This is a genomic window from Streptomyces sp. NPDC043878 (assembly GCF_056435735.1).
This window is the reverse complement of record NZ_JBWKDW010000005.1, coordinates 143,823-164,026: the sequence shown is the minus strand read 5'-3', so window position 1 is coordinate 164,026 and position 20,204 is coordinate 143,823. Positions and strand designations below refer to the sequence as shown.

General features: G+C 73.3%; 18 protein-coding genes. 11 read left to right on the top strand and 7 right to left on the bottom strand.

Annotation, left to right across the window (positions count from 1 at the left end; all coding sequences use genetic code 11):
* Window positions 1-100 precede the first annotated feature (100 nt).
* The 3 genes from panB to AC07AZ_RS09705 all read left to right on the top strand — a co-directional run bounded on the left by panB (window position 101) and on the right by AC07AZ_RS09705 (window position 2,979).
* Window positions 101-967 (top strand): 3-methyl-2-oxobutanoate hydroxymethyltransferase, encoded by an 867-nt coding sequence (gene panB, locus AC07AZ_RS09715; RefSeq protein WP_478845611.1) that lies wholly within the window; start codon window positions 101-103, stop codon window positions 965-967.
* Between the two features lie 171 nt (window positions 968-1,138).
* A complete protein-coding gene (locus tag AC07AZ_RS09710; RefSeq protein ID WP_478845608.1) occupies window positions 1,139-2,158 on the top strand; it encodes an ATP-binding cassette domain-containing protein in 1,020 nt (339 codons plus the stop codon).
* Window positions 2,155-2,979, top strand: coding sequence for an ABC transporter permease (locus AC07AZ_RS09705; protein ID WP_478845606.1), 825 nt, complete (start codon window positions 2,155-2,157; stop codon window positions 2,977-2,979). Before AC07AZ_RS09710 ends, AC07AZ_RS09705 begins: the two co-directional genes overlap by 4 nt.
* Before the next feature lie 31 nt (window positions 2,980-3,010).
* On the opposite strand, the gene AC07AZ_RS09700 is transcribed toward AC07AZ_RS09705, so the two are convergent.
* Window positions 3,011-6,343 carry an AfsR/SARP family transcriptional regulator gene (locus AC07AZ_RS09700; RefSeq protein WP_478845604.1) on the bottom strand — a complete coding sequence of 1,111 codons (3,333 nt, stop codon included), beginning with the start codon at window positions 6,341-6,343 and terminating at the stop codon, window positions 3,011-3,013.
* A gap of 238 nt (window positions 6,344-6,581) precedes the next feature.
* Here AC07AZ_RS09700 and AC07AZ_RS09695 point away from each other — a divergent pair, with 238 nt between their 5' ends.
* Window positions 6,582-7,382: a site-2 protease family protein gene (locus tag AC07AZ_RS09695; protein WP_478845602.1), complete on the top strand. Its 801-nt coding sequence runs from the start codon at window positions 6,582-6,584 to the stop codon at window positions 7,380-7,382.
* Here AC07AZ_RS09695 and AC07AZ_RS09690 read toward each other — a convergent pair.
* Together AC07AZ_RS09690 and npdG are read right to left on the bottom strand one after the other, a co-directional pair.
* A complete protein-coding gene (locus AC07AZ_RS09690; RefSeq protein WP_478845600.1) occupies window positions 7,372-7,629 on the bottom strand; it encodes a hypothetical protein in 258 nt (85 codons plus the stop codon). The two genes, AC07AZ_RS09695 and AC07AZ_RS09690, sit on opposite strands and share 11 nt — an antisense overlap.
* A 4-nt stretch (window positions 7,630-7,633) precedes the next feature.
* The gene (npdG, locus tag AC07AZ_RS09685; protein ID WP_356040870.1) at window positions 7,634-8,359 is read right to left on the bottom strand and encodes an NADPH-dependent F420 reductase; all 726 of its coding nucleotides are present in this window, start codon (window positions 8,357-8,359) and stop codon (window positions 7,634-7,636) included.
* A 337-nt stretch (window positions 8,360-8,696) separates the two neighbouring features.
* Between npdG and AC07AZ_RS09680 the strand changes: the two genes are divergently transcribed.
* A complete protein-coding gene (locus AC07AZ_RS09680) occupies window positions 8,697-9,299 on the top strand; it encodes a hypothetical protein (protein WP_478845597.1) in 603 nt (200 codons plus the stop codon).
* Between the two features lie 507 nt (window positions 9,300-9,806).
* Complete coding sequence (locus AC07AZ_RS09675; protein WP_478845853.1) at window positions 9,807-11,081, top strand: MFS transporter; 1,275 nt, start codon at window positions 9,807-9,809, stop codon at window positions 11,079-11,081.
* Window positions 11,082-11,103: 22 nt separating this feature from the next.
* Here AC07AZ_RS09675 and AC07AZ_RS09670 read toward each other — a convergent pair whose 3' ends face one another.
* The gene (locus tag AC07AZ_RS09670; protein WP_356040865.1) at window positions 11,104-11,334 is read right to left on the bottom strand and encodes a hypothetical protein; all 231 of its coding nucleotides are present in this window, start codon (window positions 11,332-11,334) and stop codon (window positions 11,104-11,106) included.
* A 58-nt stretch (window positions 11,335-11,392) separates the two neighbouring features.
* Here AC07AZ_RS09670 and map point away from each other — a divergent pair, with 58 nt between their 5' ends.
* On the top strand, window positions 11,393-12,250 hold the full coding sequence (map, locus tag AC07AZ_RS09665; protein WP_478845595.1) for a type I methionyl aminopeptidase: 858 nt from the start codon (window positions 11,393-11,395) through the stop codon (window positions 12,248-12,250).
* A 279-nt stretch (window positions 12,251-12,529) separates the two neighbouring features.
* On the opposite strand, the gene AC07AZ_RS09660 is transcribed toward map, so the two are convergent.
* On the bottom strand, window positions 12,530-13,174 hold the full coding sequence (locus AC07AZ_RS09660) for a PhzF family phenazine biosynthesis protein (protein WP_478845593.1): 645 nt from the start codon (window positions 13,172-13,174) through the stop codon (window positions 12,530-12,532).
* Window positions 13,175-13,632: 458 nt separating this feature from the next.
* On the opposite strand from AC07AZ_RS09660, the gene efeO reads away from it, so the two are divergent.
* Genes efeO through AC07AZ_RS09640 form a run of 4 tightly spaced genes read left to right on the top strand, consistent with a single transcriptional unit; the run spans window position 13,633 to window position 17,877 of the window.
* Entirely contained in the window at window positions 13,633-14,769 is a 1,137-nt protein-coding gene (efeO, locus tag AC07AZ_RS09655; RefSeq protein ID WP_478845591.1) for an iron uptake system protein EfeO, read from the top strand.
* Between the two features lie 9 nt (window positions 14,770-14,778).
* Complete coding sequence (gene efeB / locus AC07AZ_RS09650) at window positions 14,779-16,041, top strand: iron uptake transporter deferrochelatase/peroxidase subunit (protein WP_478845589.1); 1,263 nt, start codon at window positions 14,779-14,781, stop codon at window positions 16,039-16,041.
* 2 nt (window positions 16,042-16,043) lie between these two features.
* Window positions 16,044-16,916 carry an iron uptake transporter permease EfeU gene (efeU, locus tag AC07AZ_RS09645; protein WP_478845587.1) on the top strand — a complete coding sequence of 291 codons (873 nt, stop codon included), beginning with the start codon at window positions 16,044-16,046 and terminating at the stop codon, window positions 16,914-16,916.
* Window positions 16,876-17,877: an SCO2278 family lipoprotein gene (locus tag AC07AZ_RS09640; RefSeq protein ID WP_478845585.1), complete on the top strand. Its 1,002-nt coding sequence runs from the start codon at window positions 16,876-16,878 to the stop codon at window positions 17,875-17,877. Before efeU ends, AC07AZ_RS09640 begins: the two co-directional genes overlap by 41 nt.
* Window positions 17,878-17,909: 32 nt before the next feature.
* Here the strand turns inward: AC07AZ_RS09640 and AC07AZ_RS09635 are convergent, their stop codons facing one another.
* Together AC07AZ_RS09635 and AC07AZ_RS09630 are read right to left on the bottom strand one after the other, a co-directional pair.
* Entirely contained in the window at window positions 17,910-18,641 is a 732-nt protein-coding gene (locus AC07AZ_RS09635; protein WP_478845583.1) for a bifunctional DNA primase/polymerase, read from the bottom strand.
* Window positions 18,642-18,943: 302 nt separating this feature from the next.
* Window positions 18,944-19,939: a small ribosomal subunit Rsm22 family protein gene (locus AC07AZ_RS09630; RefSeq protein WP_478845581.1), complete on the bottom strand. Its 996-nt coding sequence runs from the start codon at window positions 19,937-19,939 to the stop codon at window positions 18,944-18,946.
* Window positions 19,940-20,204: the final 265 nt, after the last annotated feature.

Sequence of the window (20,204 nt, the reverse complement as noted above, 5' to 3'; positions counted from 1 at the left end):
CACACCGGGGTCCCCTAGCCGTCCCTGGCACGAGGTGCCACCATGGACGTGATCCGGGGACGCCGTCAGGGCGCCTCGAGATGACGAAGGAGCCGTTGCAATGACGCAGCTTCCGGCTGCCCAGACCAAGCCCTCCGACGGCGGCAAGTCGCTGTACGGGGGCAAGGGCACACGCCGCATCACGGTCCGCGACATCGCTCTCGCCAAGGAACGCGGCGAGAAGTGGCCCATGCTCACCGCCTACGACGCGATGACCGCGTCCGTCTTCGACGAGGCCGGCATCCCGGTGCTCCTGGTCGGGGACTCGGCGGGCAACTGTCACCTCGGGTACGAGACCACCGTGCCCGTCACCATGGACGAGATGACCATGCTGTCCGCCGCGGTCGTACGCGGCACCCAGCGCGCCCTGATCGTCGGCGACCTCCCCTTCGGTTCCTACCAGGAGGGCCCGGTGCAGGCGCTGCGCTCGGCGACCCGGCTGGTCAAGGACGCCGGCGTCGGGGCGGTGAAGCTGGAGGGCGGCGAGCGCTCGCACGAGCAGATCCGCCTGCTGGTCGAGTCCGGCATCCCGGTGATGGCGCACATCGGCCTGACCCCGCAGTCCGTGAACGCGATGGGCTACCGCGTCCAGGGTCGCGGCGAGGAGGCCGCGCAGCAGCTCCTGCGGGACGCGAAGGCCGTACAGGACGCGGGCGCGTTCGCCGTCGTCCTGGAGCTGGTCCCGGCCGAACTGGCCGCCGAGGTCACGCGCGTGCTGCACATCCCGACGGTCGGCATCGGCGCGGGCTCCGAGACGGACGCGCAGGTCCTCGTCTGGACGGACATGCTCGGCCTCACCGCCGGGCGGGTGCCGAAGTTCGTGAAGCAGTACGCCGACCTGCGCGAGGTGATGGGCGGCGCGGCGAAGGCGTTCGCACAGGACGTCGTCGGCGGCACGTTCCCGCTGGAGGAGCACTCCGTCCACTGAGCCACTGCGGCACCACGCAGCCCCGCCGATCTTCCCCCGTCGGCGGGGCTGTCGCGTCCCCGCGCGGCGGGACACCGCCCAGGGGCGCCTGTCGGCACCCTGTCGGCGGACCCGTCGCGCTGTCGGCGGCCTGTCGGTGGTTTGTCGGTGGGCCCTGGCACCGTCATCGGCATGACGCGAATCGACAACAACGCCGACGGCGTGGCCGTCACCGTGCGGGGGCTGGTCAAGCACTACGGCGAGACCAAGGCGCTGGACGGCGTCGACCTGGACGTCCGTGAGGGCACCGTGATGGGCGTGCTCGGCCCGAACGGGGCCGGCAAGACCACCCTGGTGCGCATCCTCTCCACCCTCCTCGTCCCGGACGCCGGGCAGGCCACCGTGGCCGGCTACGACGTCGTACGGCAGCCGCGGCAGCTGCGCCGGGTGATCGGGCTGACCGGACAGTACGCATCCGTGGACGAGAAGCTCCCCGGCTGGGAGAACCTGTACATGATCGGGCGGCTGCTCGACCTGCCCCGCAAGGAGGCCCGCGCCCGCGCCGACGAGCTGCTGGAGCGCTTCTCCCTCACCGAGGCCGCCAAGCGCCCGGCGTCGACGTACTCCGGCGGTATGCGGCGGCGGCTCGACCTGGCCGCCTCCATGATCGGGCGGCCCGCCGTCCTCTACCTCGACGAGCCGACCACCGGCCTCGACCCGCGCACCCGCAACGAGGTGTGGCAGGAGGTCAAGCGCATGGTCGGGGACGGGGTGACCGTGCTGCTGACCACGCAGTACATGGAGGAGGCCGAGCAGCTCGCCTCCGAGCTGACCGTCGTCGACCACGGCAAGGTCATCGCCAGCGGCGGCATCGAGGACCTGAAGGCGAAGGTCGGCGGCCGCACCCTGCGGGTCCGCCCGGCCGACCCGCTCCGGCTGCGCCCGCTCGCCGCCGCCCTCGACGAACTCGGCATCACCGGGCTCGCCACCACCACCGTGGACGTGGAACGCGGGGACGTGCTCGTCCCGATCCTCAGCGACGAACAGCTGACCGCCGTCGTCGGCGCGGTCACCGCGCGGGGCATCACCCTCGCCTCCATCACCACCGAACTCCCCAGCCTGGACGAGGTGTTCCTGTCCCTCACCGGCCACCGGGCCTCGGCCCCGCAGGACTCCACGCCCGCTCCCGACCGCGAGGAGGTCGCCGTATGAGCGCCGCCGCCACTCTCACCCCGTCCGTCACCACGGCCGACGCGCCCATCTCGCCGCGCGCCCATCTGCGCCACACCGGCGCGCTGATCCGCCGCAACCTGCTGTGGATCCGGCAGGACCCGGAGTCGATGTTCGACGCCATCCTGTTCCCGGTCATCTTCACCCTGCTGTTCGTGTACGTCTTCGGCGGTTCCATCGGGCAGTCGCTCGGCGGCGGCCAGGAGGCGTACGTCCAGTACGTCGTGCCCGGACTGATGGCCATGATGGGCATGAACATGGCCCAGGGGGTCGGCACCGGCTTCAACACGGACTTCAACAGCGGGGTCATGGACCGGTTCCGGTCCCTGCCGATCGGGCGCGGCTCCGTGCTGTTCGCGAAGATCGCCGTGGAACTGATGCGGATGCTGATCGCGACCGCCGTCCTGATGGTCATCGGCGTCCTGGTCGGCTTCCACATCACCAACTGGGCCGGGCTGCTGGCCTCCGTGGGCCTGTCCGCGGTGTTCGGATCGGCCCTGATGTGGGTGTTCCTCACCCTCGGCGTGATCATGAAGAGCGCGCAGTCCGTGCAGGCGATGGGCTTCCTGGTGCTGATGCCGCTCCAGTTCGGCTCCTCGATCTTCGCGCCGACCCAGTCGATGCCCGGCTGGCTGCAGAACTTCACCGACTACAACCCGCTGTCCTCGCTCGCCGACGCGGCGCGCGGCCTGATGGTCGGCGGCCCGGTCGCGCACGGACTGTGGGTGACCCTCGGCTGGTCGGTGGCGCTCACCGCGGTGATGGCGCCGGTCGCCATCCACAAGTTCCGCACCAAGAGCTGACCGGCACGCGCGTGCCGTGCGCGGGCGGGCGTCAGACCAGGGCGGTGGCCTCCTCCAGGGAGAGGCCGCCGCCCTCCGCGTACGCGGCCTCGTACGCCTGGTCGCCGAGCACCGCGCGGGCCGCGGTCTCGGCCCGGGTGTGCACCTCGCGCTCCAGCGCCGAGGACACGTACGAGGGCGGCAGGTCCGCGTCGGCCGCGCCCACGCACAGGGCGGCGTCCCGGGCGCGGCTGCCGCCGTCGACACCGGCGAGCGCCAGCGCGGCGATGGTGAGACACCCTGGACGTATGTGGGGCGCTATCGCCCGCGACAGCGGGTCGGCGGCCCGCTCCAGCGCCTGCCGGATCTTGGTGAGGGCCTCCTCGTGGCGTGCGTCGGCCGCGTCCAGCGCGGCTTCCGCGCCGAGGATGACCGAGTCGAAGACGACGAACATCGCGATCGAGAACTCCTCCCGCAGCAGGCGCACCTGCTCGCGGGCCTCGGCGATCCGGCCGGTGATGCCGAGACGGGCGGCGAGGAACAGCCGGGCCGCGGACACCGCCTCGCCCGCCGGGGCGGTCCGCTCGGCGATCACCCCACGCAGCAGCGCCTCGCCCCGCTCGAACTGACCGGCCTCCAGGAGGGCGCTGCCGAGACGGGCGGTGAGCACGCCCTGCTGGGCGCGGGCGCCGAGCCGTCCGGCACACTCCCGCGCGGCCTCGTAGTCGGCGGCGGCGGCCACGTACCGCCCCTGGCGTTCGAGGGCCTCCCCGCGCGCGGACAGCGCCTCGGCGGTGCCCCACAGGTCCCCGATGCGCCGGTAGATCTCCAGCGACTCGTCCGCGTCACGGGCGGCGTCGCCGGCCCAGTCGCTGCGGTTGGCGAGGAGGTTGGCGCGCATGTGCAGGCTCGCGGCGAGTTCCCACTCGTAGCCGGGGGCGCCGCGGGTGGTGTCGACGCTGCCGTCGATGATGGCGCGCAGCCGGTCCATGTCGCCGGTCAGGATCACCGCGAAGAACCACAGGGAGCCCGGACTGCGGCAGACCTGCGGGAGCCCGGGCGCGTAGGTGCCCGCGATGACCTTCAGCTTCTCCTGCGCGCGCGGGTTCTGCCATGCCTCCAGGTCGGTGTCCATGCAGGCGAGATGGACGAGGTGGACACCGCGCCGGGCCTCCTGGAGGAGCTCACCGGTCCAGGGGAAGGGCACCTCCGTGCAGCGCTCCCACACGGGCGGGGCGAGGCGGGCCGGCGGAGTGAACGGGTCGGGGCCGAGGGCCTGCACCTCCAGGGACCAGTTGCGGGCCTCGATGCGCAGGTCCCGCATCTGCCAGTACCAGGCGAGGGACAGCACCAGGCACAGGCCCTCCTGTTCGTCGCGCAGCGCGACGGCGCGGCGCAGCGCGGTGCGCACGTTCTCGTACTCGCGCTCCAGCCGTTTGATGGCGGCGAGCTGCCCGGAGCCGCGCAGCAACGGGTCGGTGACGCGGGCGAGTTCGCGGTAGTACGTCAGGTGCGCGCGTTCGGCGTCGGCACGCCCGCCGGCCTCGTCCAGCCGCTCCCCCGCGTACTCGGCGACGGTCTCCAGGAGCCGGTAGCGCATCTCGCCCTCGGGCCCCTCGTCCGCCGAAGGGGCGGCCACGACAAGGGACTTGTCGACCAGGGAGCCGAGGACCTCCAGGGCGACCGGTCCGCACACGGCCTCGGCCGCGGCCAGGTCGCAGCCGCCCGCGAACACCGACAGCCTGCGCAGGACGTCGCGTTCGTCCTCGTCGAGCAGTTCCCAGGACCAGTCCACGACGGCCCGCAGCGTCTGCTGGCGGGGCAGGACGGTACGGCTGCCGGAGGTGAGCAGCCGGAAGCGGTCGTCGAGCCGGTCGGCGATCTGCCGCGGCGTGAGCATCCGCAGCCGGGCGGCGGCCAGTTCGATGCCGAGGGGCAGTCCGTCGAGGCGGCGGCAGATCTCCGCGGCCGCCTCCGGATCGTCCTCGACGCGGAAACCCGGCCGGGCGGCGGCTCCCCGGTCGGCGAGCAGCCGCAGCGCGACCGGCTCGGGCAGCGGCTCCACCGGGCGCAGCAACTCCCCCGGCACGCCGAGGGGTTCACGGCTGGTGGCCAGCACGGTCAGACCGGGACAGCGTTCGAGGAGTTCCTCGACGAGCCGGGCCGCGGCGTCGACGACGTGCTCGCAGTTGTCGAGGACGACCAGCATCCGGCGTCGGCCGCAGTGCTCGGCGAGCCGGTCGACGGGCCGGTCGTGGCGGTCGGCCCCGGCCCGCATCGCCTCGGCGCCGGCGCCGTACAGGACGGTCTCGCGGGCGCCCACGGCGGTCAGCACGGCCTCCGGCACGGCGTCGGGGTCGTCCACGGGCGCGAGTTCCGCCAGCCACACCCCGTCCCGGGCCGCGTGCCCCGCGGTCTCGGCGGCCTCCTGCGACAACCTCGTCTTGCCGGCGCCGCCGGGTCCGAGCAGGGTGACGAGCCGGGCGGTCGCGAGGTCCCCCCGGATGGCCTCGATGTCGGCCTCCCGCCCCACGAAGGAGGTGAGTCGGGCACGCAGGTTGCCGGGCGGCTGCGGGGAAACGGAGGCTTCCGCCGGTCCCGCGCCGGCCTGTTCCGCCCGTCCGGCCCCGTGTCCGGGTTCCGCTCCCGGCCCGTCACCCGAGTCCAGCAACTCGGCGTGCAGTTCACGCAGTTCGGGTCCCGGGTCGGAGCCGAGCCGGTCGGCGAGGGAGCGGCGTACGTCCTCATAGGCGGCCAGCGCCTCCGCCGTGCGGCCCGCGCAGCGCAGCGCGCGCAGCCTGAGCGCCTGGAGGGGCTCGTCCAGCGGGTGGGCGTCGCACAGGGCGGTCAGCTCGGGCAGGGACTGGTCGGCGTGCCCGAGGGCGAGGGCGGCCGCGTGGCGCGTGCGCAGGGCGGCCAGGCGCCGGGTCTCCCAGCGGGCCGCCTCGAAGGCGCGGTCGGGCAGATCGGCGAGGACCGGGCCGCGCCACAGGGCGAGGGCGTCGTCGAGGACGACGGCCGCCTTCGCGGGGTCGCCGTCGGCCAGGGCGCGGGTGCCCTCACCGGCCAGCCGCTCGAAGCGGTACAGGTCGATGTCGTCGGCCGGGGCGGTGAGGTGGTAGCCGCCGTCGGCGGAGGCGACGGCCTCCGCGCCGAGGGCCCTGCGCAGCCGGCCGACCAGCGCCTGGAGCGCGCCGGTGGCGTCGGCGGGCGGGTCGTCCCGCCACACCTCGTCGACCAGGAGACGCGCGGGCACGGTCCGGCCGGGCCGCAGGGCGAGCACGGCCAGCAGCGCACGCAGCCGCGCCCCGCCGAGCGGGACGGCCGTGCCGTCGGGGCGAAGTGCCTGGGTGGTGCCGAGGATGCGGTAGCGCACGGGGTCCATTGTCTCCGTTGGCGTCGGGACCGGTCACGGGGTTGGGGCGGTCGGGCGGGTCCTGCCGGGGCAGAGCCGCCTGCGGACGGGCTCGGTGCGGCCGGTCCCCGCGCTGCCCCAGCCGGTCACAGCCGGGGCCGAAGCCTCCCAGCTTTCCCGGAACCCCCGGGGCACCGCGAGACGTTTTCCTGACGCGCCCGGTACGGTCGGGCAGTCCCGATGCGTGTCCGAGAGTCCAGGGAGCCCCATGACCACCGCCACCACCCGCCACAGCGACCGGCGGGTCAGCCCCGTCTTCCTGGGGATCACGGCTGTCACGGCGGTGACCGGCTGGGCCACCTGGACCGGGTTCGCCGCGCAGCCGGGCGTCGCCGTGTTCCTGTTCGTGACGGCCGCGTGGATCGTCTCCCTGTGTCTGCACGAGTACGCGCACGCGCGCACCGCCCTGCACAGCGGCGACATCTCCGTCGGCGGGAAAGGCTACTTGACGCTCAACCCGCTCAAGTACACCCACGCCCTGCTGAGCATCGTCCTCCCCGTGGTCTTCGTGATCATGGGCGGGATCGGTCTGCCGGGCGGGGCGGTGTTCATCGAGCGCGGCCGGATCCAGGGCCGCTGGAAGCACAGCCTGATCTCCGCGGCCGGACCGCTGACGAACGTGCTGTTCGCGGTGGCGTGCACGGCGCCGTTCTGGCTGCACGCGCTGGACGGGGTGCCGCGGGACTTCCGCTTCGCGCTGGCGTTCCTGGCGCTGCTCCAGGTCACGGCGGCGCTGCTGAACTTCCTGCCGGTACCGGGCCTGGACGGCTACGGCGTCATCGAGCCCTGGCTGTCGTACAACGTGCGGCGGCAGGTCGAGCCGTTCGCTCAGTTCGGCCTGCTGTTCGTGTTCGCCCTGCTGTGGGTGCCGTCGGTGAACACCGTCTTCTTCGACGTGATCGACGCGATCCTGAGGTCGCTGGGGATCGACGCGTTCGACTCGTACTGCGGCCAGGAGCTCTACCGCTTCTGGCAGGGCACCAACGAGTTCTGCCAGGTCAGCCCCTGACGGACGGTCCCCGCCGGCCGGCCGTGCCCCGCTTGAGGTAGTACCAGCACATGTTGGAGGACAGTCCGGCCAGCAGCACCCACACGATGCCCAGCCAGCTGCCCCGGGCGAACGACACGACGGCCGCGGTCACCGCGAGCAGACAGACGACGAGGGCGTAGAGGGCGAGGCGGGGCATCTGGTCGGCTCCTGTCGGGGGACACTGCTGGTACTGCTGGAACAGCTCGTGCCGACCAGTGTCCCCCATCCGCTCACACGTCCGTGACGCGCAGTCCCGCGTGCGCCTTGTACCGGCGGTTGACCGAGATCAGGTTCGCGACCAGCGACTCCACCTGGTGGGCGTTGCGCAGCCGGCCGGCGAAGACACCGCGCATGCCGGGGATACGGCCGGCCAGCGCCTGGACGATCTCGACGTCGGCCCGCTCCTCGCCGAGGACCATCACGTCGGTGTCGATCTCCGCGATCTCCGGGTCCTGCAGCAGCACCGCCGACAGGTGGTGGAAGGCGGCCGTCACCCGCGAGTCCGGCAGCAGCGCGGCGGCCTGCTGGGCGGCGCTGCCCTCCTCCGGCTTGAGCGCGTAGGCGCCCTGCTTGTCGAAGCCGAGCGGGTTGACGCAGTCGACGACGAGCTTGCCGGCCAGCTGCTCGCGCAGCGACTCCAGCGTCGCGCCGTGACCGTCCCAGGGGACGGCGACGATCACGATGTCGCTGCGGTGCGCGGTCTCGGCGTTGTCGGCGCCCTCGACGCCGTGCCCGAGCTCCTCGGCCGCGGACCGCGCGCGGTCGGCGGCGCGCGAGCCGATGATCACCTTCTGTCCGGCACGGGCGAGCCGGTAGGCCAGGCCCTTGCCCTGCGGCCCGGTGCCGCCGAGCACGCCGACGACGAGCCCGGAGACGTCCGGGAGGTCCCAGGGGTCCTTGGCGGGGGCCTTCGCCGGGGCGCCGGCGGGCTGCTGTGCACTGTCGCTAGAGGTCATGGGCCGACTTTACGGTCCACCGGGCGCGCCTCACCGGCCGGGTGAGCCGCGTCACGAACCCCGGGCGCACGACGGCCGCACGCCGACCGCACACCGTGCGGAAGGCGTCGGACGACAGGTCCGGTGAAACGACCGGGAGGCCGACCGGAAGACGTCCGGATCCGTGCGCAACGGTGTCGGCGGGGGGCCGGGAGGCCCGGGGGCCGGGAGGCCCGGGAGGCCGGGAGGCCCGGGAGGCCGGTTGGGAGGTCCGGACCGTCGGCCGGGAGGCCCGGTTCGGGGGAATACGCAGTGAACCGCCGGCCCGCGATGACCGGGTGCGGCAGGATGCCGGGCCATGGATGCCGTACGGGTGGCGCTGTTGCGCGAGGTGCTCGCCGGGACCGAGTTGCTGGGGGCCACCCGCCGGTTCGCGGGGGTGCTGCGGGGCTCGGTGGTGACGCACGGGGGCGGGCTGCTGCTTGTGGGTACCCCGCGGCACGAGCCGTGGCATCTGGCGGCCCACCTGGTGGACGAGGCCGCCTGGTCCGGCACGCCCGAGCTGGCCCCGACGCTGGTCCGGCACGACGCGCACGCCTCCGACCCCGCGCATCTGGCGGTCGGGCCCGGGCGGCTCGCGGCGGCCCGGCGGGGCGAGACGCTGCTGGTGGTGGCGGAGCGGGGGCCGGACGCGAGTCTGCTGGAGGGGGTGCACGACGCCCGGCGGGCCGGGGCGACGGTGCTGGCGCTCGGAGCGGGCGGGGCCGAGCTGACGGCCCTGGCGCACGAGTCGCTGGCCGTGACCGACGGCTCGGAGCTGGATCTGGACAGCGTGCAGCATCTGGTGAGCGCGGCGGCCGGGGAGAACTTCCTGCCGGCCCCGCGCGGCCGCCGCCGCCTCCGCGACCACCTGTCCGCCCTGGCCCACCACCTGACGGCACCCCCACCGGCCCGCTGGTAGCTGCCGGGGGGCAGCGGCACGCTGACAGCCATGCGGACGGCGACCCACCGAAGCCAAGCGAACGACGACCCGCCGACACCCTCGGGGGCAGCGGTCCGCTGACAGCCGCAGGGGCCGCGGCCCGCTGACAGCCATGCGGGCGACGACCGGCCGGTAGCCACGCGATCGATGACCCGGCGATGACCTGCCGAGTCACGCGGGCGACAGCCCGTCGGCAGCCACGCGACCGGGTGACCCGCAACAGCTGCGCAACCGACGGCCCGCCGATGGCTATGCGGGCGCGGGCGCCGCCCACCATAAGCCGCGCGGGCGCGGGCGCCGCCCGCCGAAACCCGCGCGGGCGACCGCCCGAACGAGCCCCGCCGCACCCGAGGCCGGAGAAAACCGGTTGCCCCCCGCAGCCGTCCACGCCGAGCATGGCCCCCCGTGACGCACGACGGCGACAGCGCTTCCAGTGGCCCCTCCGGCAGTCCCTCCGGCGGGCCCGCCGACCCTCCGCGCTCCGGGCTGCGCGCCCTGCTGCCCGATTTGGCGCCCTGGCGGGCCTCCGTGGACTTCCGGCGGCTGTGGCTGTCCGGGCTGATCACCAACTTCGGCAGTTTCCTGACCTTCGTCGCGCTGCCCGTGCAGATGAAGGACCTCACGGGCTCCGCGGCGGCCGTCGGGGCGATCGGCGCGGTCGAACTCCTGCCGCTGATCGTGTTCGGGCTGTACGGCGGCGCGCTCGCGGACGCCTGGGACAAGCGGAAGCTGATCGTGTGGACGGAGGCCGGCCAGGGCCTGCTGTCCGCGGCGCTGCTGCTCAACGCGCTGCTGCCGCGTCCCGCCGTATGGCCGCTGTACGTGGTCGCCGCGCTGTCCTCGGCGCTCGGCTCCGTGCAGCGGCCCGCGCTCGACGCGCTGACCCCGCGGATCGTGGCCCACGAGCATCTGCCGGCCGCGGCCTCGCTCAACTCGCTGCGCTGGACGGTCGGCGGGGTCGCGGGCCCCGCGGTGGCGGGCGTGGTCGTCGCGTTCGCCGGGCTGGGCTGGGCGTACGCCGTGGACCTGCTGACCTTCGTCGTCTCGGTCGCCTTCGTGCTGCGTATCGCCGCCGCGCCCGCCTCGCACGCCTCGCCGAAGCCGTCCCTGCGGTCCATCGCCGAGGGCGCCCGGTACGCGTGGGGCCGCAAGGAACTCCTCGGCACGTACGCCATCGACCTCGCGGCGATGTTCCTCGCGATGCCGCTCGCCGTACTGCCCTTCCTCGCCGACGAGTTGCACGCGCCCTGGTCCCTCGGCCTGATGTACGCGTCCGTCCCGGCGGGGGCCCTGGTGGTGAGCCTGACCAGCGGCTGGACCTCGCGGGTGCACCGGCACGGGCGCATGGTGGTGCTCTCGGCCGCGCTGTGGGGCCTGGCGATCGCGGCGGCCGGCGCCTGCGGGAACGTGTGGCTGGTGCTGCTGTTCCTCGCCGTCGGCGGCGGCTGCGACATGGTCAGCGGCGTCTTCCGCGGGGCCATGTGGAACCAGACGATCCCCGACGAACTGCGCGGCCGGCTCGCGGGGATCGAGCTGCTGTCCTACTCGGTGGGCCCGCAGCTCGGCCAGGTCCGCTCGGGCGGGACGGCCGCGTGGGCCGGGGTGCGGACGTCGGTGTGGTCGGGCGGGCTGCTGTGCGCGGGCGCGGTGGGGCTGCTGGCCCTGTGCCTGCCCGGGCTGATGACGTACGACGTACGGACGAACGAGCACGCGGTGCGGCTGCGCGACCAGCGGAAGGCGGCCGCACCGGTGCGGGGCTGACGTCCCCCGGGAGGGGGTCCGCTCAGCCCTCGTCCGCGCCGCCCGCCGGCGCGTCGTGCCACTTGGGGTCGTTCTCCCACTCCAGGTTGCGCTCGCGGGCGCTCTCCATCGCGTGCTCGGCCTCCGCGCGGGTGGCGTACGGACCGAAACGGTCCTTGCCGGGGCAGTCCGGACCCTCCTCGACCTTCTTGTGCTCCAGGCAGTAGAACCACTCGCCCGGTTTACCGACCGTCCGCTTCTTGAACAGGGGCATGACCAGCTCCTCTCGCCACCGACATGTTCCCCCATCGCCGCTGGTTAGACTCGCTGGCATGTCTGGCCAGTCGCTGCTCGTCCCAGGGGAGCTGTCCCCCATCCGTTCCGTGCCCGGGAACATCCGCCGCCCCGAGTACGTCGGCAAGCCCGCGCCGACGCCGTACACCGGCCCGGAGGTGCAGACACCCGAGACCGTCGAGGCGATGCGCCGCGCCGGCCGGATCGCCGCGCGGGCGATGGCGGAGGCCGCGAAGCTGATCGCGCCGGGCGTCACCACCGACGAACTGGACCGGGTCGCGCACGAGTACATGTGCGACCACGGCGCCTACCCCTCGACGCTCGGCTACCGCGGCTTCCCGAAGTCCCTGTGCACGAGCGTCAACGAGGTCATCTGCCACGGCATCCCGGACTCGACGGTCCTGCGGGACGGCGACATCGTCAACCTGGACGTGACGGCGTACATCGGCGGGGTGCACGGCGACAACAACGCCACCTACCTGGTCGGGGACGTGGACGAGGAGAGCCGGCTGCTCGTCGAGCGGACCCGGGAGTCCCTCGACCGCGCGATCAGGGCGGTCCGGCCGGGCCGCCAGATCAACATCATCGGCCGGGTCATCGAGTCCTACGCCAAGCGCTTCGGCTACGGCGTGGTCCGCGACTTCACGGGCCACGGCATCAACTCGTCGTTCCACTCCGGCCTGATCATCCCGCACTACGACAGCCCGCACGCGACGACCCTCATCCAGCCGGGGATGACCTTCACGATCGAGCCGATGCTGACCCTGGGGACGCACGACTACGACATGTGGGACGACGGGTGGACGGTCGTGACCAAGGACCGCAGACGCACGGCCCAGTTCGAGCACACGCTGGTGGTGACGGAGACGGGCGCGGACATCCTCACCCTGCCGTAGCGCCCGCCGGTTCTGCCGCCGTCCGGGCCCGCCCTCACCAGGGGGCGGGCCCTTCGTCGTCTCCGGTACGCCGTTACCGGCATACCGTCGGCAACCACGTGACCCGGGCAACCCCAACCCACCGCGAAGCGCTCGACGCGGTCCGCGCGGACGCGACCTGGAGAAGCTGCGGATCGTCGCCGGGTGCGCGCGGGCGTTCGCCCCGAACACCCGGGGGTGTTCAGGGCGGTGGGCGGAAGGAGTTCCCACCCCGCGCCCGAGGACGGGCCTGCGGCGGGCTCAGCGCTCCAGGAGCACGCGGCCGCCGACCTCCACCCAGCCCCCCGGCTGCGGAGCCGTCAGGAGCTGGGAGCCCGCGCCCTGCGTGATGTTCAGGGCGCGGCCCAGCTGTTGCGTCAGCAGGATGGCCGCCGCGCCCGTCGCCTCGTCCTCCTCGATGCCGTCGTCGCGGCCGGGGAAGGCGCGGGCGCGGATCCGGCCGGCCGCCTCGTCCTCCCAGGCCCAGGCGTAGATCCACTCCCCCTGCGGCGGCACCGCCAGGTCGTCGACCTCGGCGGGGGTGGCGTGCCGGCGGAGCGTGCGTGGCGGGACCCACTCCGCGAGCGCCTCGATCCAGCTGAACTCGCCGTCCAGGCGGACGCCCACCACCCCGGCGGGGGTGACCAGTTCGGGCACGTCCAGGAGCCAGGCGGTACCGACGCAGGGGTGGCCGGCGAAGGGAAGGCGCAGCGTGGGCGTGTAGATGTCGATGACGCCGCGCTCCGGGTCGTCGACGAACACGGTCTCGCTGAACCCGAGCTTCGCGGCGAACTCCTGCCGCTCCTCGGGGTCCGGCATCACCGAGCCCTCACGGACCACGCCGAGCTCGTTGCCGTATCCGCCGCCGGGTCCGCAGAAGACCCGGAGCACGTCGTAATCAGTCACGCGGGCATTGAAGCAGGCGGCGACCTGGGACTGAAGTTGTGGAGGTGACCGGAAAACGTCACCGGCCGGCTGCGCCCGGCGTCCGCCGCGCCCCGCGCGCACCGGGCCGCGATCCTGTGCGCCGACCGCGCCGCGCCCCCGGGGGTCGTCCGCCGACCCCGCGCCGGCCCGCCGCCTCCAGGGGCTTCCGACCAGCCCGTGAAGGCTTTTGCGTGGTCCGGCACCGGCTCCCCCACGACGGGCCGAGACGGAGTCTTTGAATTTCCTTTGACCATTTCATGGGGTCCGTTTTGGGATACCGTGATCGGTCCGTGCTCATACGCCGTCCATGAGAGCTGAATCACCGTGCGGGTGGGTATCACGCAGGCAAGCCTTAGATAAGTTAGGCGAGCCTCACCATCCTGATGTGAATCCCGACACGCGATTTTTCGCCAGCACTTGAGCCTCTTGGAGCCCGAATGCGAGCCGCCAGACTCTCCGTCGTCACCGCCGTCGCCACCGCGGCGGCGCTGACCGCCGTCACGGGGTGTGCCGAGAAGAGCGACGGGAAGGGCGCCGGCTCCCTCCAGGTGACGGCGACCGACTCCACGTGCCAGGTGTCCCAGAAGGAGTTCCCGGCCGGACACGTCGAGCTCGACATCCAGAACAAGGGCTCCAAGGTCACCGAGGTCTACATCCTCTTCCCCGACGACCGCATCGTCAGCGAGCGCGAGAACATCGGCCCCGGCACCAGGCAGACGGTCACCGCCGAGGTGAAGGCCGGCGACTACACGATCGCCTGCAAGCCCGGTATGAAGGGCAAGGGCATCCGCCAGGCCGTCAAGGCCACCGGCGGCAAGGCCGCCAAGCGCGACCCGCGCCTCGACACGGCGGTCGCCGCCTACCGCGAGTACGCGCAGGAGCAGGCCGACGCCACACTGCCGAAGGTCGCGGCCTTCGTGAAGGCCGTCAAGGCCGGCGACCTGGCCGCCGCCGAGGCCGCCTACGCACCGTCCCGCATCGGCTGGGAGCGCACCGAGCCGGTCGCCGAGTCCTTCGGCGACATCGACCCGAGGGTCGACGTCCGCGCGGACGGCCTGGAGGACGGCCAGAAGTGGACGGGCTGGCACCGTCTGGAGAAGGCCCTCTGGCAGGACAAGAAGATCGGCGCCGAGGAGAAGACCCTCGCCGACCAGCTGGTCACCGACCTGACGGACTGGCAGAAGCGGGTCGGCAAGGCCGACATCACCCCGACCTCCATGGCCAACGGCGCCAAGGAACTCCTCGACGAGGTCGCCACCGGCAAGGTCACCGGCGAGGAGGAGCGCTACTCGCACACCGACCTGGTCGACTTCAAGGGCAACGTCGAGGGCGCCCAGAAGTCCTACGAGCTGCTCAGGGCGGTCACCGAGGAGAACGACCCGGCGCTGGCCACCGAGCTCGACAAGCAGTTCGCCGCGTTGAACACGCTGCTGGACAAGTACCGCACGGACAAGGCGTCGTACGACTTCGAGTCCTACGACAAGGTCGGCAAGGACGACCGCAAGGAGCTCTCGGACGCGGTGAACGCGCTCGCCGAGCCGCTGTCCAAGCTCGCCGCGGCCGTCGCGAAGTAAGGGACGACCATGACGGACACGACCTCTCAGGAAGCCACCCCGGCCGCCCCCTCCCGGCGTTCGCTGATCGGCTGGGGCGGTGCCGGGCTCGCGCTCGGTGCCGCCGCGGCCGGCGGCGCCGTGGCGATGGCGCACACCGGTGACGACGTGGACCCGACGGCCGCCGAGTCGGGCGCGGCCGTCCCCTTCCACGGCGCGCACCAGGCGGGCATCGCCACGCCGGTGCAGGACCGGCTGCACTTCGCCGCGTTCGACGTGAAGACCGACGACCGCGCCGAGTTCGTCCAGCTGCTCAAGGACTGGACGGCGGCCGCACGGCGGCTGACCGCCGGCCACCCCGTCGGCGAGGGTGCCTACGGCGGGCTCGCCGAGGCGCCGCCGGACGACACCGGCGAGGCGCTGGGCCTCAAGCCCTCACGGCTCACGCTGACCATCGGGTTCGGCCCGTCCCTGTTCGAGAAGTTCGACCTCGCGGACCGGCGGCCCGAGGCGCTGGTGGACCTGCCGAAGTTCCCCGGCGAGAACCTGGACCGCAACCGCAGCGGCGGCGACCTGTGCGTCCAGGCCTGCGCGGACGATCCGCAGGTCGCGGTGCACGCGATCCGCAACCTGGCCCGCATCGGCTTCGGCAAGGTCGCCATCCGCTGGTCCCAGCTCGGCTTCGGCAAGACCTCCTCCACCACCCCCGACGCGCAGACCCCGCGCAACCTGATGGGCTTCAAGGACGGCACCCGCAACATCGCGGGCACCGAGACCGGCCGCCTGGAGAAGTTCGTGTGGGCGGACGCGAAGGACGGCTCGGACTGGATGGCAGGCGGCTCCTATCTCGTCGCCCGGCGCATCCGCATGAACATCGAGACCTGGGACCGCACCTCGCTCCAGGAGCAGGAGGACGTCTTCGGCCGCGACAAGGGGGAGGGCGCCCCGGTGGGCCGGGCCAAGGAGCGCGACAAGCCGTTCCTGAAGGCGATGAAGCCCGACGCGCACGTCCGGCTCGCGCACCCCGACTCCAACCACGGGGCGACGATCCTGCGCCGCGGCTACTCCTTCACCGACGGTACGGACGGCCTCGGCCGGCTGGAGGCCGGCCTGTTCTTCCTCGCCTACCAGCGGGACGTCCGCACGGGCTTCATCCCGATCCAGCGCAGTCTGGGCGCCGACGCGCTCAACGAGTACATCCAGCACGTGGGTTCGGCGCACTTCGCCGTCCCGCCCGGCGTCCGCGACAAGGACGACTGGTGGGGCCGGACGCTGTTCTCCAAGGAGGCCTAGCCGTGTTCTCCAACTACCTGATCGGTCTGCGCGAGGGACTGGAAGCCAGCCTCGTCGTCTGCATCCTGATCGCCTACCTGGTCAAGACCGGCCGCCGGGACGCCCTGAAGCCGATCTGGATCGGCGTGGGCGTCGCCGTCCTCATCGCGATGGGCTTCGGCTGCGTCCTCGAATTCGGCTCCCAGGAACTCACGTTCAAGGCGCAGGAGGCGCTCGGCGGCAGCCTGTCCATCGTGGCGGTCGCCCTGGTGACGTGGATGGTGTTCTGGATGCGGCGCACCGCCCGGCACCTGAAGTCGGAGCTGCACGGGAAGCTGGACGCGGCCCTGGCGATGGGCACCGGCGCGCTGGTGGCGACCGCGTTCCTGGCGGTCGGCCGGGAGGGCCTGGAGACGGCCCTGTTCGTGTGGACGTCCGTCCACGCGGCCGGTGACGGCACCCCGCGCCCGCTGATCGGCGCGGCGCTGGGCCTGGCGTCCGCGGTCCTCCTGGGCTGGCTGTTCTACCGCGGCGCCCTGAAGATCAACCTGTCCAGGTTCTTCACCTGGACCGGCGCGATGCTGGTGGTGGTCGCCGCGGGTGTGCTGGCGTACGGCGTCCACGACCTCCAGGAGGCCGACTGGATCCCGGGACTGCAGCATCTCGCCTTCGACATCAGCGGCACCATCGCCCCGGACAGCTGGTACGGCACCCTCCTGAAGGGCGTCTTCAACTTCCAGCCCGACCCGACGGTCCTCCAGGTCACGGTGTGGCTGCTGTACCTGGTCCCGACGCTCGCCGTCTTCCTCGCCCCGGTAGGGTTCGCCTCCGGGAAGGGGAAGGTGAAGGCACCTGATGAGCAGGGATCGCAGCCCTCGAAGGCTTCGCAGGCTTGACCGGCGCGCTCTGACGGCGGCCTCGCTGACCGCTCTGTCGCTGACGGCGAGCGGTTGCGTGGTGGTGCACGGGGAGAGGGAAGTGCTCCCCGCGACCACCCGCGCCGAGGCCGCGAAGGCGCTCGGGCAGTTCACCGCCGCGTACAACAAGGCGGACGAGGAGTACGACACCTCCCTGGACGCCGACCACGTCACGGGCGCCCTCGGTGCCATCGACGCGGCCCGTCTGAAGGCCGGGCACATCAACAACCCGGCCGGGAATCCCGGGCATTCACCGCTGAAGCTGTCGGACGCGCGCTTCACGATCCCCAAGAAGGCAGGCTGGCCGCGCTGGTTCGTCGCCGACGCGCACGGCAACAAGGGCGGCGACCTGCGCTGGCTGCTGGTGTTCACCCGCGGCGCCCTGAGCGATCCCTGGCAGGTGGCGTACCTGACGCTGGTCGCCCCCGGCGACGTACCGAAGTTCAAGCGGGACGCGGACGGCTGGGCCGAGGCCGTGCCCGCCAACTCCACGCAACTCGCCCTCGCACCCGGAACGTTGAGCCAGGACTACGCGACCTACCTCAAGAGCGGCGGGAAGTCCTTCGCCGCGGGCACGCACACCAGCGCGTGGCGCGCGCAGCGCGCGGCGGCGGGCAGCAAGCCCGGACTCGCCACGCAGTACATCGACGAGCCGCTGACCAGCGGCGACTACGCCCCGCTGGCGCTGCGCACCACGGACGGCGGCGCGCTGGTCTTCTTCACCACCCACCGCTACGAGAAGCAGACCGCCGCGGCGGGCGCGGCGATCCCCGCCCAGAACGACAACGTGCGGGCGCTGACGACCGGCGAGATCAAGCAGTCCCTGACGATGGAGTTCGTCTCCAACCAGGTGGCGCTGGACCCGCCGCGGGGCTCGGGCGGTGGCAAGGTGTCGGTGCTGGGCCGCATCGAGGGACTGACCTCGGCCGAGGGGTCGTAGGCGACACGGGTCGGCGCCGCCGGCTCAGGGCCTCACAGGCGCGTGGGCCAGGCGGCGCCCTCGTGGTCGGGCTCCACGCCGTGCCGGGCGCAGGTCTCCGTGAGGATCTCCAGCAGCGTCAGCGGGTCGGGCAGCGGGTGTTCGGGACCGCGCACCCAGTGCACCGACTGGTTCTCGCCGGGGAGCCGGGCGGGGGGCACCAGGACGTACGACCCCCGGCAGTGCCAGCGCAGGCCCGGGCGTTCGTCCATCGTCTCGGGGTGGCAGTCCAGCTCGCAGGGCCACCACTCGTCCTCGTCCTCGGGGGTGCCGCGGGTGAGGGTGAAGAACAGCAGCCGCCCGTCGTCGCTCTCGGCGACCGGGCCGACCTCGATGTCCGCGTCGAGAAGCCGCTCCATGGCCTCGCGGCCCGCCTCCAGCGGCACGTCCAGGACGTCGTGCACCATGCCGGTCGCGGTGATGAAGTTGGCCTGCGGCTGATGGCGGGACCAGCGCTCGATCTGGGTGCGGTCGGTGGTGGACTGGGTCTGCCAGGCGAACGACACCGGGTGCCGGGCGGGGGTCGGACAGCCCACGCGGTCGCAGGAACACCGGTAGCCGGGGGCGGGGTGCGCGGCGGGCGCGAGCGGGAGTCCCGCTGCGGCGGCGGCGAGCAGCAGAGCCTCCCGGCCGCCGTCGTCGGCGGCCTCCTTCGGGCGGCGTCCGCGCAGCCACTGGGAGATTTTGCCCTGCCGGCCGGTCCGACCGCCGAACTCCGCGCTCATCTATCTCCTCGCCTCGCTGTCGTGCCGAGCAGCTCGCTCCATCGTCCCACCATCCTGCGCCGCGGGGGGCCGGAGCCCGCAACCGGGGTGGGCGAGGCGGGGCGTACCGGGCGGGGGACGGACCGCTATCAGCCGCTTTGCCCCGGTCTACCGGCCTGTTCGGCGGGTGCGTACCGGGGTGCGAGGGGTGAGACGAACGACTCCCGGGCGGCGCGCGAGCCCCACCGCGGGCGGGCCCGGCTCACGCCGGCTCGGTGTACGGCGGCCAGGGGTCGCCCCAGGCCGCCGCGGGCGGGCCCGCCTCACGTCGGCCCGGTGTACGGCGGCCAGGGGTCGCCCCAGTCGGCGCCCCGGGCGGCCCGGTAGAGCTCGCCGTGCCGTTTGGTGACCGTCGTGCGCCGCAGCCGCTCGTCGGCCTCACACAGGTCGAGCAGGACCTGTCCCTTGCGGATCTGCGGGCGCCGGACCACGCGGGAGGCGGCGGGCGCGACGGGGAGGCGGGTGGCGGCGACGTAGCTGAACTTCTCGTCCTCGTAGGCGAGGGAGCCGCCCTTGACCTGCCGGTGCAGGGAGGAGCGGCTGACCCGCGCCGAGAAGTGACACCAGTCCTCGCCGGGCACGATCGGGCAGTCGGCGCTGTGCGGACAGGGCGCGGCGACGTGGAAGCCGGCGGCGATCAGCCGGTCGCGGGCCTCGATGACGCGGGCGTACCCGTCGGGGGTGCCGGGCTCGACGATCACCACGGCCCGCGCGGCGGTGGCGGCCGCGTCGACGAGACGGGCGCGGTCGGGGGCGGTCAGCTCGTTGAGGACGTAGGAGACGGTGACCAGGTCGGTGGGGTCGAGAGCGAGGTCCGCCCCGATCCGGGAGCGCTGCCAGCGGACGTCGCGCAGCGCCGGGTCGGCGGCGGCGATCTCCTTGCCGAGGGCGAGCGCCGGCTCGGCCCAGTCGAGCACGGTCACCGGCCGGTCACCGGCCCAGGTCGCGCTGACGGCCCAGGTCGCGGCGCCGGTCCCGCCTCCGACGTCCAGATGTCCGGCGGGCACCCACTCCGGTACGGCGTCCGCGAACGCCTCCAGCGCCGACCGCACCGCCTCGAAGGTCGCGGGCATCCGGTAGGCGGCGTAGGCGGCCACGTCGGCGCGGTCCCGCAGGATCGGGGAGTCGGTCGGCGTGCTCCCCCGGTAACTGGCGATCAGCCGCTCCACAGCCCCGGCGGCCTGCCGCGGCGGAAGCCCGTCGAGCAGACCGGCAAGAGCGGCACGGAGACGTTCGGCCGTAGGCAGGGGGTCGGTCACCTGGAGATTCTAAGTGGGCACCGACCCGACTCGCCCCGTCCGGCACTTGAGGACACGGCCCCCGCAACCAGCCCGCCCGGCACTTGAGGACAAGGCCCCCACAACCAGTCCGCCCGGCGCTCGAGGACACGGCCCGTTCAGGGCCGGTCCGGGGGGGGGGGGGGGGGGGGGGGGGGGCCACCCCCCCCCCCCCCCCCCCCCCCCCCCACCCCCCCCCCCTCCCCCCCCCCCCCCCCCCCCCCCCCCCCCCCCCCCCCCCCCCCAC

Coding starts and splice junctions, on each gene's coding strand:
- AC07AZ_RS09695 (WP_478845602.1), top strand. CDS start 6,582: ATGACCACCGCCACCACCCGCCACAGCGACCGGCGGGTCAGCCCCGTC.
- efeO (WP_478845591.1), top strand. CDS start 13,633: ATGCGAGCCGCCAGACTCTCCGTCGTCACCGCCGTCGCCACCGCGGCG.
- AC07AZ_RS09700 (WP_478845604.1), bottom strand. CDS start 6,343: ATGGACCCCGTGCGCTACCGCATCCTCGGCACCACCCAGGCACTTCGC.
- AC07AZ_RS09710 (WP_478845608.1), top strand. CDS start 1,139: ATGACGCGAATCGACAACAACGCCGACGGCGTGGCCGTCACCGTGCGG.
- AC07AZ_RS09705 (WP_478845606.1), top strand. CDS start 2,155: ATGAGCGCCGCCGCCACTCTCACCCCGTCCGTCACCACGGCCGACGCG.
- panB (WP_478845611.1), top strand. CDS start 101: ATGACGCAGCTTCCGGCTGCCCAGACCAAGCCCTCCGACGGCGGCAAG.
- AC07AZ_RS09670 (WP_356040865.1), bottom strand. CDS start 11,334: ATGCCCCTGTTCAAGAAGCGGACGGTCGGTAAACCGGGCGAGTGGTTC.
- AC07AZ_RS09690 (WP_478845600.1), bottom strand. CDS start 7,629: ATGGGGGACACTGGTCGGCACGAGCTGTTCCAGCAGTACCAGCAGTGT.
- AC07AZ_RS09635 (WP_478845583.1), bottom strand. CDS start 18,641: ATGAGCGCGGAGTTCGGCGGTCGGACCGGCCGGCAGGGCAAAATCTCC.
- efeB (WP_478845589.1), top strand. CDS start 14,779: ATGACGGACACGACCTCTCAGGAAGCCACCCCGGCCGCCCCCTCCCGG.
- AC07AZ_RS09680 (WP_478845597.1), top strand. CDS start 8,697: ATGGATGCCGTACGGGTGGCGCTGTTGCGCGAGGTGCTCGCCGGGACC.
- npdG (WP_356040870.1), bottom strand. CDS start 8,359: ATGACCTCTAGCGACAGTGCACAGCAGCCCGCCGGCGCCCCGGCGAAG.
- map (WP_478845595.1), top strand. CDS start 11,393: ATGTCTGGCCAGTCGCTGCTCGTCCCAGGGGAGCTGTCCCCCATCCGT.
- AC07AZ_RS09640 (WP_478845585.1), top strand. CDS start 16,876: ATGAGCAGGGATCGCAGCCCTCGAAGGCTTCGCAGGCTTGACCGGCGC.